This window comes from Moraxella sp. I5G (assembly GCF_055193055.1).
The window spans coordinates 95,740-111,366 of sequence record NZ_JBUXLH010000008.1; the positions used below are offsets into that span (position 1 = coordinate 95,740).

15 protein-coding genes and 1 tRNA gene are annotated in these 15,627 nt (G+C 38.0%); 5 read left to right on the forward strand and 11 right to left on the reverse strand.

Annotated features, from left to right (window positions below; genetic code table 11):
* Nucleotides 1–25: 25 nt before the first annotated feature.
* From ACZBKJ_RS05990 to pal, 6 genes are all read right to left on the reverse strand, one after another.
* The gene (locus ACZBKJ_RS05990; protein WP_463200042.1) at nucleotides 26–727 is read right to left on the reverse strand and encodes a hypothetical protein; all 702 of its coding nucleotides are present in this window, start codon (nucleotides 725–727) and stop codon (nucleotides 26–28) included.
* Nucleotides 728–1,597, reverse strand: coding sequence for a prepilin-type N-terminal cleavage/methylation domain-containing protein (locus ACZBKJ_RS05995; RefSeq protein ID WP_463200043.1), 870 nt, complete (start codon nucleotides 1,595–1,597; stop codon nucleotides 728–730).
* Nucleotides 1,584–2,150, reverse strand: coding sequence for a type IV pilus modification protein PilV (gene pilV / locus ACZBKJ_RS06000; protein ID WP_463200044.1), 567 nt, complete (start codon nucleotides 2,148–2,150; stop codon nucleotides 1,584–1,586). Before pilV ends, ACZBKJ_RS05995 begins: the two co-directional genes overlap by 14 nt.
* A gap of 9 nt (nucleotides 2,151–2,159) precedes the next feature.
* The gene (locus ACZBKJ_RS06005) at nucleotides 2,160–2,642 is read right to left on the reverse strand and encodes a pilus assembly FimT family protein (protein ID WP_463200045.1); all 483 of its coding nucleotides are present in this window, start codon (nucleotides 2,640–2,642) and stop codon (nucleotides 2,160–2,162) included.
* 799 nt (nucleotides 2,643–3,441) lie between these two features.
* Nucleotides 3,442–4,059, reverse strand: coding sequence for a 4'-phosphopantetheinyl transferase family protein (locus tag ACZBKJ_RS06010; protein ID WP_463200046.1), 618 nt, complete (start codon nucleotides 4,057–4,059; stop codon nucleotides 3,442–3,444).
* Nucleotides 4,060–4,150: 91 nt separating this feature from the next.
* Nucleotides 4,151–4,672 (reverse strand): peptidoglycan-associated lipoprotein Pal, encoded by a 522-nt coding sequence (pal, locus tag ACZBKJ_RS06015; RefSeq protein WP_463200047.1) that lies wholly within the window; start codon nucleotides 4,670–4,672, stop codon nucleotides 4,151–4,153.
* A 245-nt stretch (nucleotides 4,673–4,917) separates the two neighbouring features.
* Between pal and pepN the strand changes: the two genes are divergently transcribed.
* From pepN to ACZBKJ_RS06035, 4 genes are read left to right on the forward strand one after another with little or no spacing between them, the layout of a single operon-like run.
* Nucleotides 4,918–7,476: an aminopeptidase N gene (gene pepN / locus ACZBKJ_RS06020; protein WP_463200048.1), complete on the forward strand. Its 2,559-nt coding sequence runs from the start codon at nucleotides 4,918–4,920 to the stop codon at nucleotides 7,474–7,476.
* 2 nt (nucleotides 7,477–7,478) lie between these two features.
* The gene (locus ACZBKJ_RS06025) at nucleotides 7,479–9,173 is read left to right on the forward strand and encodes a tetratricopeptide repeat protein (RefSeq protein WP_463200049.1); all 1,695 of its coding nucleotides are present in this window, start codon (nucleotides 7,479–7,481) and stop codon (nucleotides 9,171–9,173) included.
* Between the two features lie 9 nt (nucleotides 9,174–9,182).
* Nucleotides 9,183–10,514: a 3-deoxy-D-manno-octulosonic acid transferase gene (locus ACZBKJ_RS06030; protein ID WP_463200050.1), complete on the forward strand. Its 1,332-nt coding sequence runs from the start codon at nucleotides 9,183–9,185 to the stop codon at nucleotides 10,512–10,514.
* Entirely contained in the window at nucleotides 10,511–11,251 is a 741-nt protein-coding gene (locus ACZBKJ_RS06035; protein ID WP_463200051.1) for a 16S rRNA (uracil(1498)-N(3))-methyltransferase, read from the forward strand. The genes ACZBKJ_RS06030 and ACZBKJ_RS06035 overlap by 4 nt, the downstream gene beginning before the upstream one ends.
* Before the next feature lie 21 nt (nucleotides 11,252–11,272).
* Here the strand turns inward: ACZBKJ_RS06035 and ACZBKJ_RS06040 are convergent, their stop codons facing one another.
* The 4 genes from ACZBKJ_RS06040 to ACZBKJ_RS06055 form a co-directional block, all read right to left on the reverse strand.
* Nucleotides 11,273–11,968: a ComF family protein gene (locus ACZBKJ_RS06040; protein ID WP_463200052.1), complete on the reverse strand. Its 696-nt coding sequence runs from the start codon at nucleotides 11,966–11,968 to the stop codon at nucleotides 11,273–11,275.
* Nucleotides 11,969–12,003: 35 nt separating this feature from the next.
* Nucleotides 12,004–13,188 (reverse strand): phospholipase A, encoded by a 1,185-nt coding sequence (locus tag ACZBKJ_RS06045; RefSeq protein ID WP_463200053.1) that lies wholly within the window; start codon nucleotides 13,186–13,188, stop codon nucleotides 12,004–12,006.
* A 126-nt stretch (nucleotides 13,189–13,314) separates the two neighbouring features.
* Entirely contained in the window at nucleotides 13,315–14,262 is a 948-nt protein-coding gene (gene ispH, locus ACZBKJ_RS06050; RefSeq protein WP_463200054.1) for a 4-hydroxy-3-methylbut-2-enyl diphosphate reductase, read from the reverse strand.
* A 137-nt stretch (nucleotides 14,263–14,399) separates the two neighbouring features.
* Nucleotides 14,400–14,969, reverse strand: a complete 570-nt coding sequence (locus ACZBKJ_RS06055; protein WP_463200055.1) for a c-type cytochrome — start codon at nucleotides 14,967–14,969, stop codon at nucleotides 14,400–14,402.
* A 248-nt stretch (nucleotides 14,970–15,217) separates the two neighbouring features.
* On the opposite strand from ACZBKJ_RS06055, the gene ACZBKJ_RS06060 reads away from it, so the two are divergent.
* Nucleotides 15,218–15,294: transfer RNA gene (locus ACZBKJ_RS06060), tRNA-Arg, on the forward strand.
* A gap of 158 nt (nucleotides 15,295–15,452) precedes the next feature.
* On the opposite strand, the gene ACZBKJ_RS06065 is transcribed toward ACZBKJ_RS06060, so the two are convergent.
* Nucleotides 15,453–15,627, reverse strand: a 175-nt coding sequence (locus tag ACZBKJ_RS06065; RefSeq protein WP_463199953.1) for an EF-Tu C-terminal domain-related protein, incomplete at its 5' end; no start/stop codon positions are given.

The following is a 15,627-nucleotide window of genomic DNA, read 5'->3' on the forward strand; positions in this document are numbered from 1 at the left end:
CTATTATTTACTCTTACCAATTTATTTACTGTACTTTTACTGCGTTACCTGACTCAAAATCCACACTTTGTACTTCATAAGCCACACCTAACGCTTGCAAACATTTAGCGTTGGTTTGAGTGGTTGCCTCATCTTCAAAAGCAGTTTTTTGCAAACAGCCATTAATTTGCTCAGGTGTAATGGTAGAATTGGTGAAGGTTGGCATTACTGAAATTGACGATAATGACAAATTAATTCGATTTTCAATTGTTGGCACACTACTTGATACAGTATAACCCTCGGCAACTCTATCATCAGCGGTATTGCGACGCATATGCACTTGTGTGATAACCGCGTTACGACCTGATGATGCTTTATCTGTTGTACAAAAATTACCCACTCTATCAGGTGTATTACCCTCATTAATAACCGCTGCCTTATCGTAAGCAAAAGTATTAGCGTCTTTGGCGTTATAACAAAATACCATTTCTTTGGTGGCATTTGCAGGATTTAACAAAAAGTTGTACGTACCACCTTGGGCAAAGTTTGCCTCGACTTCACTTTTGTCCATGCTTTCAAATTTAGTCAATGCTGAGTCGTTATTGTTAATCAACAAATTACCTGCTTGTGTGTTGGTAGATAATCGCATACCAAATACACCCGAACGCAGTGCCACCGTACCTGCAACTGCAATTAACAGTAGCACCACAAGCACAATAATCATGGTTGCCCCTTGTTGTTGTTTCATTTACTCAACTCCTTGACTGTTACGAATCGCCACCATCTGAGTTACTGGCACTCTAAGATGGCTGGCGGTAGATGGCGGGTTGGATAGTTTTACTTCCTGACCAGCGATGGTAAACGTTGGATTGGCATTAATACTACTATCAGCATGCACTGAACCTGATGAGCGTATCACCACACCAATTTCAACAGCAACAACCGCATTACCAGTTGGGGCCGTAATGTATTCTTTTAACGTCTGATAACGCAATTGGTCGTCTTTGCGGTCAGCAGGCGTGCCATTAAAATCTCTTGTAACCACACTCACTTTAAAACTTTCAGCATCAGCGATGGCAATGGCGGGTTTGCCTGTCTTTTTTTCATCAAGCACCTCACAAAATAGCCCATAACGGGTATCGCCTTGATTTTGCTGAACCTGGGGTAGTTTATCAATGTAATAGCGCTGAATAATTTCCTTATCCTGTTCAACAATCACGCCTTCACAATTCATTGTGTTGTTTTTACGGTTAACATAACGAATGGTGAGTTGGTCACTATCTGGAGTCATTATGCTTTGCCCAGACTCTGCTTTAGTAACTTTATCAGCAGTAACGCCAGCTATAGTTTGAAAAACAATACCTGACTTATTATTTGAACGATTGACAAACTCACTGCCTGAATCCAAATTAATATGACGCAAATCTTTTGCAACATTGGTTAAGCCAAATGTTGCATTTTGCTGAATGCTAGATAAGCCATTTTGCATTGCAAGCGAGCGCTGAGAACTTAAAAACATCATCAAAGCTGCCGCCGTAACAATCAACCCAAGCGTAATGGCAATCATTAGTTCAATCAGCGTAAACCCTTGCTGGTTTGAAAAATTAGGGTTTTGCATAACTAAAACTCTCCATAAAAATACATTGGGCATCGGGGGCATAAATTAAGGTGTTTGAAATGCAATCCGTATCAGCAGCGTCAATCTCTGGGTCGGGTTTAATCGTTGGGGTGGTTTTGCCCCACGCCACAAAAATACAGTGGCGTTTTTCTGCTGTGCCTGCCATCGGGCATTGCCTCACTGCCATATCCATTGCCATTTCTTCAGCGTTTTTAGCAACCACACTAAAATCAAACTGGGCAAGCTCGTTAGGCGTGCAGTTAGTAGTTCTACAATTTTTTGCAGGAGTTTTGGTGTTATAATTGCCTTCAAATACTTTTGTACCTTCGCGATTGATTCGCATGCGTTCATGCAAATCACGAGCAAATTCCACCGCTCGGGTGTTATTATCTGCTTCCAAACCCACTTTGGCTGAGCGCACCTGCATGCCTGCATAACCAAGCACTGCAATTGCCAACAGTGATAAAGCAACCATCACTTCCAATAAGCCAATGCCTTTTTGGTGGGAAATTTGATTAGAAAACATTTGATGAGAATTAAAAATAGGTTTCATCGTTTATTCCTAAGGGCAAGCTGTCATATCTTGGTGTATTTGGCTTGTTCCCATTTTATCTAATATCAACACACGTACAATAGCGGCATTGTTGGGGTGTTTTAGCTCATAACAGGCATAATCATTTAGATTGGTTGCCCCCATAAAAGAAAATTCAAAATTTTCTGGTGTTGATGAACCAGCACCGGATACATTATTATGCGTTATATTGACTCTATCTGAATCAGGCGTCCAAGTATGAGTATTAGCAGATACACTAGAATTGCCACCTGCCACCCCTGTAGATTGAACAACAACTTTTTGTGGCGTTCTTAACAAAACTGCTCCACTGCGCGCCTCTTGCAAAAAATTTGCAAGATTACGGGTTTGCTCATCTACTTGGCTTCTCTGGATAAAGGTTCGCATTGATGGCACAGCCAAAGTTGCGATGATAGCAATTAATGCCACCACAACCATCATTTCAATCAAAGTAAACCCTTTTTGCTGCTTCATAATCCGTCTCTAAATGCTTTGCCCAATTTATTAATCGCTTCAATTACGATAACATCATAATATAGTTTATACCCATATACGTGTAGTGTTTTTTGATAAAACTTGAGTTACTATGGTATAAATGGCAAGACTTTAGCAACAATTGATTGCTAAAAATATTGTTCATCAATCGCCTTACAAATTGCCGTCTTAGCCATGGTTAATTTAAAATTTTGATTAAAAATAAATCAAAATACTTACAGAAAGTTTGCAAAATTCAATCCATGACCAAAGCAGTTTGTTTTACAAATTTATAACATAAAGCTATAGCAAAAAAATCTTGAACTAAAATTATTCAATTATCAATAAGTTATAAATATTAATTTTATTACAATCTGGGAATGTGTTATTATTGTCTTTATGTGATGAATTGTTAAGGTTTGTATCTTGGCGGAATTATGCTTAGAAATTAAGCAATGAATGAGGGTAAAAAGTCCTTTACAAACAGATTAAAAATCATGATTGGTTTTTTAAAATTATCTCACTGTTTATTGATGAAATTTTGTTCACATAATTCCAAAAATCATTGACTTTTTTGTGCCAAGTGGAAATTTTTGGCAGGTTTGTAGTGATTGATAAAAAGTTGGTTATGATTTTGTAAAAAAAGCTGACAAAATTTTCAGATGGCAACTGGCAAAGTTAGTCATAAATGTATGTAACCATCCAATGATTGTTGCGATTTAGTTGCAGATTTGGTTTTTAAAAATTTACGGTACAAATATTGCCTATATGCTTAAATTTTAATCATATATATTTAATTTTAAGTGCTAAAAATTGCACTATATTGGTAATCTTGATGGCAAAAAAATTGCTGGTAAGAATCTTTTTGGCAGCAGTCTTGCCAAACATTAAAATTGAGCTTAATGGATTGCTTGTTATTGCTGTATTTTATATAAGGCAATATCTGACTATGATTTTGCCGCAACCAGAAAATCAGAGTTTGACCATATAGCTTGACTAGATTTTCTTTAAATTGCCATAAGACTAAATGGAAAAATTCCTGATTTTTAATAGGCATTTTATGCAAAAACATCAATTCATCTGCATGAAAAAAATGCTTGGCAATTGATTGCTTGATGACTCTAGTTTCAATATCAATAGCACATATTTTTGGGCTGATAATAACAGCTACTTTGTTTTGGCTGTGACTAAAACAAACAAAAAACTGCTGATTATTTTGGCTAAAGAAGTGATAAGGAAATGCAGTTTCAATTAGTCTGCCTGTTAAGTTAAGCCTACATTGCAGCCAACTTAAAAGCTGCCTAACCGCTAAAGATTGTACATTTTGTTTGCTTGCCAAGCTAAAATTGGTATTTATATCAGCACAAGCAATCACTGTTTTATCTTGCTGGTGGGTGATGACAGGTGAAATCAGCACAATAACCTTATTAACATAAATTTAAATATATAAACAGCTTAAACCAGCCTTACAGTAAAAGCTGTTTATGGCAACAACCCAATTAATTAAATTAGTAGCTTAACTCAGCACGGCGGTTTTGCGCCCAAGATGCTTCGTTTGAACCTGTGGCAACTGGCTGTTCTTCACCAAAACTGATGATTTCAATGTTGGAAATGTTTACGCCTCTACTACCAAGATAGCTACGAACTGCGGCGGCGCGACGTTCACCTAATGACATATTATACTCACGTGTTCCACGCTCATCGGTGTGTCCTGCTACCTGAACTCTAGCCCCTTGGTTACTGTTTAAAAAATTGGCTTGAGCGTCCAAAATACGAGCGGCTTCAGGCTTGATGGCATCTGAATCAAAATCAAAATGTACTGTGCTTTGCAAGTTTTGAGCGGCGTTACGAATGGCGTCGGAGTTATTAACCAAACCGCCGCCCATGTAACCGCCATTTAGGTGACCGCCGCCCATACCTAAAGGAGCAACCACTACTTGAGATTTTGGTTTGTTAGCACAGCCAGTCATCATAACTGCGCCTGCTGTCAGTATAATAGCGAAGATTTTTTTTAGGTTTAAATGAGACATAGTTTACTCCATAAAAGTATCTGTTTATTTTTTAAGCAAAAATAGGATAAGATTTCCTGACTATGATGACAAAGATATTCACATTTGACAAGGCATTTTGAACGGTTTTTTAAACATTTTGGCGGAAAAAATAATGAAATTACACAAAGCTGTGATGATTTTAAGCAATTTTTTTGATAGTATGACCCGTTTAATTTTTTTTAAAACCAAAAAAATATTTTTTTATTAGACCAAAGAGCATAAAAATGACACAAACAAAAATTTATTTAAAAGACTATTTGCCACCTGTTTATCATGTTAATAGCGTGGATTTAGACATTTGTTTATTTGATGACCATGCCATTGTCAGCAGTACATTACAAATGCACAAAAAACATACAGGAGATTTAATATTATTTGGACAAGAATTAGAACTTTTAGAATTGTCAGTTAATGGCAATCATTTGTCAGAAAATGATTATATTTTAAATCAAGAAACTCTGACAATTAAAAATGCCCCTGATTTAGCAACTGTGTTTACCAAAGTTCGCATCACCCCTCAAACCAACACCGCTTTAGAAGGTCTCTATCAAGCAGGTAGCGGCGATGAATGCATGTTTGTAACACAGTGTGAACCTGAAGGGTTTCGTAAAATTACCTTTTTTCCTGATAGACCAGATATTTTAACAACATATACCACCCGCATCGAAGCTGACGATAAATATCCCACATTATTAGCTAACGGCAATCTTATTGATAAAGGAAAAGCTGATAGCGGTCGTCATTTTGCTATTTGGCATGATCCCACCAAAAAACCAAGTTATCTGTTTGCTTGTGTAATTGGTGATTTGCAAATTTTAAGTGATCACTACACCACCATTGAAGGTCGAGAGGTTTTGCTTGAGATTTATGCTCATAATCGCGACATTGCCAAATGTCAGGTTGCTATGACCGCCCTAAAAGACGCCATGCACTGGGATGAGGTGCATTATGGGCGAGCATATGACCTAGACCGCTATATGATTGTGGCAACAGGTCAATTGAACATGGGGGCGATGGAAAATAAGGGCTTAAATATTTTTAACACCTCGTGCGTATTATCTAGCCCAGAGACAACCACCGATGAACGCAGTTTTTACGTCAAAGCAGTGATTGCTCACGAATATTTTCATAACTGGACGGGTAACCGTATCACCTGTCGAGACTGGTTTCAGTTGTGTTTAAAAGAAGGGTTTACCGTTTTTCGCGAACAAAGTTTTTCATCAAGTCATCGCTCGCCTGCGGTACAACGAATTGAAGATGTTGCATTTTTAAGAAGCCATCAATTTGCCGAAGATGCAGGCAGTCTTGCACACCCTGTACGCCCTGATAGTTTTGTGGAAATTAACAATTTTTACACCACAACTATTTATGAAAAGGGTGCAGAAATTGTGCGTATGATTGCGACCCTTTTGGGTAAAGAAAAATTTCGTCAAGGAACTGATGAATATTTTCGTCGTTATGACGGCATGGCAGTAACTGTGGAAGATTTTTTATCCGCTTTGGCAATTGCTGATAAACGAGTTTTAGATTTTCTAATTTGGTATCAACAACCAGGAACTCCAGTACTTTCTGGGCATTTTACAGTAGAAAACAATCAAGTTTTAGTGCATTTAAGTCAGCATACTCGCCATGTTGCAGGGTTTAATGCCCCAAAAGATTTACCCATTCCTGTAGATATGGCAGTTTTTCACGGTGAAACTGGCAAACTCCTAAGCCAAAAAACCCATCTTTTAAATCAAAAATCCCAAACGGTTTGCCTTGATGGACTTGATTTAGGTGGTGTGCGTCCTGTGATTTCAGTTTTACGTAATTTTTCTGCACCTGTAAAATTAGAATTTGAGTACAGTGATGATGAACTTGCTAAGTTGGTCAGTTTTGAACCTGAAGGCTTTAACCGCTGGCAAGCCATGCAAACTTTGATTAATCGTTTATTATTAGGACAATCCAGCAATACGCAAATTGTCATAGATTCATTAAAACAAGCCATACCTTCTTTAATAGATAATGACCCAATGCTGGCGGCTAGATTATTTGATATGCCAAGTGAAACCGAACTTGCTATGGCGTATGACAAAAATTACCAGCCCAAAACTGTCAAACAAATCCGAGATGCATTAAAACAAGCCATTGCCAATGGTTTAAAACAAGAATTAAATATTTGGTATCATGCCCTACCAATAACGCCATATCAAGACTCTGCCAAAGCACGCGGGCAAAGACTCTTGCGTAACGTATTATTAAAAATTGCTTTGACCGCCAACCAAGAAAAAGCACAAGATTGGGCAGAATATCAATATCAAAACGCCACCTGTATGAGCGAAACACTTGGTGCATTATCAGCGATGATTTGCTTTGATTTACCAAATACAGAAAAACATCTAGCTGATTTTTATCAAAAATTTGCCAAAGAAGATTTAGTGATTGATTTATGGTTTAGCGCGCAAGCATCTGCTGACAGTCGAGATGTGTCATTTATTGACACTTTAATGAAACGCAGCGATTATGATTGGCAAACACCAAACCGCGTGCGTACCACGCTATCAGCACTGACAAACAAACCCATTCAGCTTTGGAGCGATGCGGGGCTGGATTTATATTTATCAGCCATCAAACGCTTAGACAATCAAAATCCTATTTTGGCGGCGCGACTTTTAACCGCTTTGGCACGCTGGCAGACCCTAAATGATGCTGATAAAATCATGGTAAAAACCAAATTAATAATCCTAAAACACAACGTGCAATCAAAAAATGTGCAAGAATGTTTGATGAATATGCTGGATTGATTATGAATGACACTGCTGTTTTTGTTTATTTTGAGTTTGATGCTGAAGTCATTCAACTTTGGCAAAGTCTAAAAGAAGATAAACCCAATAAAACATTTGCTTATCAAAACAGACTTAAACGTTTGTTTGTTGAACAGCGCTTGGGTGTTACCGCCGATTTAAACAGTCTAAAGGTGATTGATGCTTTGTTATCATCAGTCAAATCAGATTTGGCAAATCGGCAAATCGGTGAAATTTTGGTGTTAAACCATAACGAATTTATCAAACTACTTGCGGTCTTGATGTATCACACCGTTGAAGTAATTAAAACCGAAATTAATCGTTTTATCAAAGACGCAAATTTATCACTTTACGTTGCTCAAGATTTTAGCAAAGTTTATGCTAGAGCATTTGCCAACCTCTCTGGCGGTCAATTAAGCGCAGGTGAAGTAGATACTTTTTATCAAGGATTTTTTGTGCATGCTTTTGGAGTGAATGCGCTGCGCAAAAATGTTGCTCAAAATTTCTTTGTATTGTCAGTTATTGGTTCAAGAATTTTTGGGTCGTTTGACAGGGTTTTTCGTGGATTAGACCATACTGGCAGCCCTAGTGATGAACCTTTAGAAGACAGTTTATATTGGGCAGTGCATGACTTTTTACAAAAATTCTTATCTTTGGAAAATGATGAAGCCAAAGAATTGCTCAACACCATGAAAGCAGTACCAAGACTCAATTCAGAAATGGTTCATAGTCCAGACGACATAAAATTAATGGCACAAATCGATGAAATTCGTCAAATCGCTGAAACAGCGCCGCAAGTCAATAAAGATGAAACAACTATTGATGATTCTTTGGTTAATAATGCTGATAAAAAAATGGCGAAGCTTGATGATGATAACGCACTAAATCAGAAAAATAGTCAAGATATTCACATAAAAAATAATGCACCATTGGACACAATACAAGCAGAAAGCCCGCCTAATATCTCCACCAGTCCTGATTTGTCTGAAACCCAATCAAACACAGTTAAGCCCGCTTACCCATCAAGTAAGACGCCAACACCTGCCAGTTACAAACAAAGAGCTAGAGCATCACACACCCCAAAACTGTTTACTGAAGCCTATAGCGACCTACTAAATGTTGAAGTTGCCAGCGACAACAATGACGGCTATCAAAAAGCCAGTATGATTTTGGATAGATTTGACAAACACATCAATGCAGAACTCTTAGAAGGCAAAATCATCAATCAAATTAGCTTTAGCCCCGAACAAATTCAAATTCGTAATAAGGCCCTACAAGTCTTGGTTGGACTGGTAAAAAATGGCAATATGTCAGCTATGACTCGATTAGCATTGTATTTTTTTGAAGGGCGTGGTGTGCCACAAAACACTTCAAAGGCGGTTGCCTTAATTAAAAAGTCGGCTGAAATGGGTGATATTCGCGCACAAAAATTACTGAGCCGATTGTATTATCAAGGTTTTGACAAAGACAATGATGGAATCGCTCCTGACCAAAATATTGGTGAATATTGGCTAAAGAAAGCGGCTGATGGTGGACACATAGAGGCTAGAAAAGTTTGCGCCTACATGAACCAGGCGGAAATGCTCAAAAATGTTTCACGAAATGATCAAGAAACCAATAAAAAATATGGCATTATTGTTGGTGTGGTTGCCGCAATTATGATATTTTTATTAATGCTGCTTGGTAGCTTTTTTTAAGGGCAGGCAATGGATTCTCAAGGTTTACAAAAACCGCCTTTATATTATCGGTTGCTTATTTGTCTTATTAAACCGTTGTATCGTTTATGGTTGATTAAAAAATCGGGTAAAAAACCCACTTATCAGCGAGAAATTGCTGAACGTTTTGGGCGGTCTTATTTACCAGTACCAACACAAAAAAGAAGGGGGCTGATTTGGTGTCATGCAGTATCTTTAGGGGAAATTAACACCGCCTTACCTTTATTAAATATTTTTTTAAATCAAGGATTTAATCTTTGGATTACAAATACCACGCAAACAGGTTTTAACCGTACTCATACCTTATTTGACGACAAATTAGGTAAAAATGTTCAACATAGTTTTGTGCCTGTAGATGATATGTCTGTGATTGAGCAATTTCTTCAACACATCAAGCCAAGTGCGGCTCTTTTTATTGAAACAGAACTTTGGGCAAACACACTGTATCTGTTAAAAAAACAACACATTCCCAGTATGATGGTTAATGCCAGATTGACCCAAAAATCTTTTTTGGGCTATCAAAAATGGCATGATATCAGTCGTACTATGATGGCAAATTTATCACTCATCATCACCCAAGATAATGACAGTTATCAACGATTTATCGCACTTGGGGCAAATTCGGCAAATGTTAAACGGGCTGATTCTTTAAAATGGGCAAGCAGCATTGTTATGGATGATGTCAATAAAAATTTACTAGCCTATGTTTATCAAAACAGCTGGAGCATTAACCGCCCTATTTGGACAGCCGGCAGCACTCATAAAGGTGAAGACGAAATTATTTTGTCAGCTCATCAAAAATTATTGCAAGATTTTCCAGATGCATTATTGATTTTAGTGCCAAGACACCCAGAACGTTTTGAAGACGTTGCCAAACTAACCCACTCTTTTATCACTCACCGACGCAGCCAAAACCAATTCATCACCCAAAAAACTCAAATATATCTTGCAGATAGCATGGGCGAACTTTTAGCGTGGTATGCTTTGGCAAATGTTGTTTTTGTTGGAGGTTCTTTGATTGATGTTGGCGGGCACAACCCAATTGAACCTGCCAGTCTTGGCAAACCAATTATTATGGGCAGTTATGTTAAAAATTGTGAACTTTTAGTCTCTGAGCTTAAAAATATAGACGCCTTAACTCAAGTTGATGATGATGTGACACTTTATCAGGCACTCTTTGGCTGGTTAAAACAACTAGCTGATTGTCAAACTTTGGGAGAAAAAGCTAAAAAACTTACCCTAGAAAAACAAAATGCTGCCCAAATACAGTTTGATTATCTAAAACCCTTTTTATCAATTAATAATAAAATCAAGCAATTATGAATGTTATTTTATTGCCCAAAACTGCCTTTAACAAATCTCAAACATCCGCCATCATCAGCGATGAAGGTCAGCTGACGCATTTACATAAAGTCCTTAAAACAAAAGTTGGTGATAGTCTAAAAATTGGCATGATAGATGGCATGCTTGGTTTTGGACAAGTTGCAAAACTTACCAATACTCAATGTTTATTAAATTACGTTATTTTAGATAAAAAACCACCCAAAAAGCTGGATTTGACCCTGATCTTAGCTTTGCCACGCCCAAAGGTTTTAAGACGGCTTATGTTGGATATAAGCGCAATGGGTGTAGAACATATCATATTAATGAACAGTTTTCGCACTGATAAAAGCTACTGGCATTCGCCCTTATTAAGTCGCTTGGATGAATTTGTACTTGAAGGGTTGCAGCAAGCAGTGGATAGTATTCCGCCTAAAATCACCTTGGCAAAATATTTTAAACCCTTTGTTGAAGACAGCTTACCAAAACTGATGAAAAATGACACAGTCTCATCAAATAAAATTGCTGTAGTTGCCCACCCTTATGCCAAAACGCCGTTTTATACGTTTAGCCAAACAGTTGGACTTCCACAGATTTTATTTGTAGGAGCAGAAGGTGGATTTATTCCCTATGAAATTGATTTGCTAGAAAAAATGCGGGTTGATAGTGTTGGTTTGGGTGATAGAATTTTACGCACCGAAAGCGCAGTTAATGCGCTACTTGGTCGATACTTGGCTTAATTTTAATTAACTCAACCATCTTTATTTTGCCAAAAATGGCAAATGAATGCCAGGCTTGCCATGTAAAACTGCAAATCCAACTGTATGAATTTTTGGGTTATGTTCTTGAACCACTTTTGCAATTGCTTGCAGCGTTGCCCCTGTTGTTACCACATCATCAAACAAAATTGCATGACGAACTTTGGGTATGGTCTCCGCCAAATAAAAATCCTCTTGAACGTTTTTTAATCTTTGACTGCGACTTAATCCTCGTTGATGAATTTGATTGTCTTCACGCAAAACCCCTTGCCATAACGGAATCTGCCAGTGATATGCTAAAAATTTTGCTAGTACTAAAACTGGATTAAATCCACGCTTTATTAAACGACTTTTTGTCGTTGGGGTAGGGATGATAATAGCGGTTTGAGCTGTTAGCCCTTTTGGTCTTGGAAGCCAACAAAGCAAATGATAAAGAACCATCAGTGCTGATAAATCCTCATGGTCTTTATAAGCAGACATCACACGGTTAAATGGCACATCATAAAAACTACCAACAATCAAGGGTAATTTATCATCAATTTTTAATACAGGAACTCTTTGAAGCTGCTGGTGGCAATAATCACATATTAAGACGCCCGACTTTTTGGGCTGACCACACAAGTGGCAATCACCCAAAAATCGTTGATAAGATGTAGCCAAAACATGGGATGGGAATTTTGGAGTGTATTTATTAAACACAAATACTCATCCAAACACAATTACCCAAAACAGATTCATAAGCCAAGCCAATCATTAAGCATAATACCTACGCCTACCGCAGTGGTTTCATGGTTGTAATCAACAATGGATTGTCCATACCCTTGAAACACTTGCACATAACCACTAATGCCACGCCCTAAAGGATATACGTAATCCAATTGTAAAGCGCCTTTACCTGTGGCGGGATTTAATCGACCAAGTCCTGATATCTGAGAACCTTGACCTAACTGATAAATAAATTGTATATCACCATGACCGTAATAACGCTGGATATCAGGGTTATCATCTGGCTTATTGCTGTCTTTATTAGCAAAACGTGTCCAAATTCGCGGAATGACGGTCAGTTTCCCCCACTCCATACCACCCATAAGATACGCCTTATTCCAAGAGCGCGACAATGGGTCTTTTTCACCATTAGAATGATGCTCTGCTCCCGCTCCAATCATGCGTAATTTACCACCAAAAGGCAAACGTGCAGACACAGGCTGAGTGACAAAAATTTCAGGACGATAATCAGAAGCACGAAATGGGCGAGAATTATTTTCATTATATACTTGCCAATGCGATTGTTGGGTGTAGCCCATCCATAAATCCGCATTAGTACCAAATAGGTCTTCTACCGCTTTAACCTTCATAGAAACTTGCATTTTAGTTTCTACACCGCGCATTTCATCAGTACTGTAATGTTTAACTTCCTGATTGGGAGTACTAGGATTGCGATTAGGTTTGCCATTAACAAATAATGGTAAAATATAGGTTGGATTATGTGGACGCACTTTCCATAAACCAATAGGGCTGTTTTTATCTAAATCGTAAGTCAAACTAAGCGGTGTATACTTTTCAGCGTCTTGCTCAATTTTATCACTGCCGTAAGCAATCTGTTTTTGAGCCAAAACCGCTTGAGGGTTGCCCTTGATAGTACTAACAACTGTTCTGGATAAATCCAAAGGTAATTTTTCTTTTAAAACACTTGGCTGATTGCCTTGAGCAACGTTATCAAAACACGCCAATCGCGCACTATCATTAACTACTGCGGCACATTCATAAAATAGAACTTGAGTGCTCTTTCGCGACGTAGTTTCCAGTATGTCCATTGCAGGCTTATCTTCTTGCATATTTAATGTCTGAAGAGTGTCTGCATGTGCTGATACCGATGTTATCAGCACTGCCAAAACCAAAGTTTTAAGGATAAATTTCATAAAGTTTTTCCTCGTTGATTCTTTGTCACACCCCAAGACAGGGATATGCATCATCTTGTAATTTATTAAAAAAAATAAATCAATGTATTCTAACAAAAGGTTGATTTATTGTAAATTATAAGTAAATTAGCTATTTTGATGATTACGTAACGCTTTAGGTAGACTAAAGGTTACATTCTCTTCAATGCCTGATAATTCTTTAGGTGTTTGTCCACCCCAAGCTTGCAAGGTATCTAAAACTTCTTGAATTAAAATTTCAGGTGCTGAAGCTCCAGCCGTTACGCCAACTTGATACACGCCATCAAACCAAGTTTTATCCATCTGACTGGCATTATCAATCAAGTAGGCTTTTGCCCCCAAGCGTTCGGCAAGTTCTCGCAAACGATTGGAATTTGATGAATTAGGACTACCAACCACCAAAACAACTTGACATACTTTTGCCAAAGATTTTACCGCATCTTGACGGTTTTGGGTGGCATAACAAATATCGTCTTTTCTGGGGGCATTAATTTGGGGAAATTTATCCTTTAATGCATTGATAACTGTTGCTGTGTCATCAATAGATAAGGTCGTCTGAGTAACAAAAGCGGTCTTACTGTGTTCATTTAATGATAAATTAGCAACGTCTTCCACATCTTCCACCAAATGAATTCTTCCACCAAATCGGGTATCAAAACGCCCCATCGTACCTTCAACTTCAGGATGTCCAGCATGTCCAATTAAAATAGCATCCATACCTGATTTAGCAAACTTACCAACTTCAATATGTACTTTAGTTACCAAAGGACAAGTCGCATCAAAAACCGTTAAATCCCGACGTAACGCCTCATCTTCAACCGCCTTTGACACTCCGTGTGCTGAAAAAATTACAATTGCACCATCAGGCACTTCATCTAATTCTTCTACAAAAATAGCGCCCCGTCTTGCCAAATCCTCTACTACAAATTTATTATGCACAACTTCATGACGCACATAAATTGGCGGATTAAAACGGCGTAAAGCCTCATTAACAATAGCAATGGCCCTGTCTACACCAGCGCAAAAACCACGGGGATTGGCAAGTAAAATATGCATAATGCTCACTTTGGTTATTAAAATAAATTATGGATTAAATTACAAACACATTACAAAAACAATTGTAAACAAGAAAATGTAAAAACACCAAAAAGCCAAATGACAGATATCATTTGGCTAGTCATGCAAAAAAGCAATCAGCTGGATTTAGAAATAATGTAATCTACAGCATTTTTTACTTCTTCGTCGGTGATATCTGCACCACCGCGAGCGGGCATCGCATTAAAACCATTGGTTGCATGGTTATACAAAAGTGCTTTTCCTTTAGCAATACGCGGCGCCCAATCGCCAGTTCCTACCTTTGGTGCGCCAACTAGACCAGCGTCATGACAAGTTGCACAAATTGCCTTATATAAACTTTCACCATCGCGAGCCTGTCCTTCAACTTTTGGCGCAAGCACTGTAATATTAATATCGCACTCTTCACCATTAAAGCACACTTTACCGACAGGTGCAATACGAGCAACCAAATCAGCATGCATTGCGATTAGTTTTTTTACCTGAACACTATCTTCTGGAATTACTTCCTTAGGTGCCTCTGGTGCAGGTGCTGCTTCAGCAGTTTGAGCGTCAGCAGGCGCATCACTAGTGGGCTGGGCTTCAGCTTCGGTTTTTTGAACTTCTTGTTTTGCTTCCTCTGCTTGGCTGGTCATAATACCAGAAAACGCCAGTAGAGTCGCCAAAGATAATGTTGCGATTTTTTTCATGTCATCATCTCATTTAGCCTTGAGCATATGCTCTGGGTTATCTTACAAAATTACCCTGATATTATAAAGGAAAAGTCAAAGAAAATGTTATGTTTTTTATATATTTTGTAAAAATTTAGCAAGATTACTGCTGGATATTTCATTATTTAGTTATTTTTCCATAATTTTCAAAGAACCTTAAAAACAACTCATATTTTTAATAAAAATATAGCTATTTTAAATAAAAGTTGGTAAAATTGTCAGCCTGTGCGCCCATAGCTCAGTTGGATAGAGTGTCAGCCTCCGAAGCTGAAGGTCGTGGGTTCAATTCCCGCTGGGCGCGCCAGTTTGTTAACCATTTTTACCATAAAATGGCTTTTTTGTTATTTGAATTTTAGTTTAATACATTAAACAAAGACAGTAAGCCACCTAATCAATGAATGCATTAAAAGCAAAAAACCCCTACTGGTTCTCACCAATAGAGGTTTTAGGACTAATTAGGAACTAGTCTTTTACGCTAGCAACAACGCCCGCGCCAACGGTACGACCGCCTTCACGGATTGCAAAGCGAAGACCTTTATCCATTGCGATTGGGTGGATTAGCTCAACGCTCATTTCAACGTTATCACCTGGCATAACCATTTCAGTGCCTTCTTGTAGAGTGATAGCGCCTGTTACA

Excerpts from the sequence above, each read along its gene's own strand:
- ACZBKJ_RS05990 (WP_463200042.1), bottom strand. The coding sequence starts at position 727 with ATGAAACAACAACAAGGGGCAACCATGATTATTGTGCTTGTGGTGCTA.
- ACZBKJ_RS05995 (WP_463200043.1), bottom strand. The coding sequence starts at position 1,597 with ATGCAAAACCCTAATTTTTCAAACCAGCAAGGGTTTACGCTGATTGAA.
- pilV (WP_463200044.1), bottom strand. The coding sequence starts at position 2,150 with ATGAAACCTATTTTTAATTCTCATCAAATGTTTTCTAATCAAATTTCC.
- ACZBKJ_RS06005 (WP_463200045.1), bottom strand. The coding sequence starts at position 2,642 with ATGAAGCAGCAAAAAGGGTTTACTTTGATTGAAATGATGGTTGTGGTG.
- pal (WP_463200047.1), bottom strand. The coding sequence starts at position 4,672 with ATGTCTCATTTAAACCTAAAAAAAATCTTCGCTATTATACTGACAGCA.
- pepN (WP_463200048.1), top strand. The coding sequence starts at position 4,918 with ATGACACAAACAAAAATTTATTTAAAAGACTATTTGCCACCTGTTTAT.
- ACZBKJ_RS06025 (WP_463200049.1), top strand. The coding sequence starts at position 7,479 with ATGAATGACACTGCTGTTTTTGTTTATTTTGAGTTTGATGCTGAAGTC.
- ACZBKJ_RS06030 (WP_463200050.1), top strand. The coding sequence starts at position 9,183 with ATGGATTCTCAAGGTTTACAAAAACCGCCTTTATATTATCGGTTGCTT.
- ACZBKJ_RS06035 (WP_463200051.1), top strand. The coding sequence starts at position 10,511 with ATGAATGTTATTTTATTGCCCAAAACTGCCTTTAACAAATCTCAAACA.
- ACZBKJ_RS06045 (WP_463200053.1), bottom strand. The coding sequence starts at position 13,188 with ATGAAATTTATCCTTAAAACTTTGGTTTTGGCAGTGCTGATAACATCG.
- ispH (WP_463200054.1), bottom strand. The coding sequence starts at position 14,262 with ATGCATATTTTACTTGCCAATCCCCGTGGTTTTTGCGCTGGTGTAGAC.
- ACZBKJ_RS06055 (WP_463200055.1), bottom strand. The coding sequence starts at position 14,969 with ATGAAAAAAATCGCAACATTATCTTTGGCGACTCTACTGGCGTTTTCT.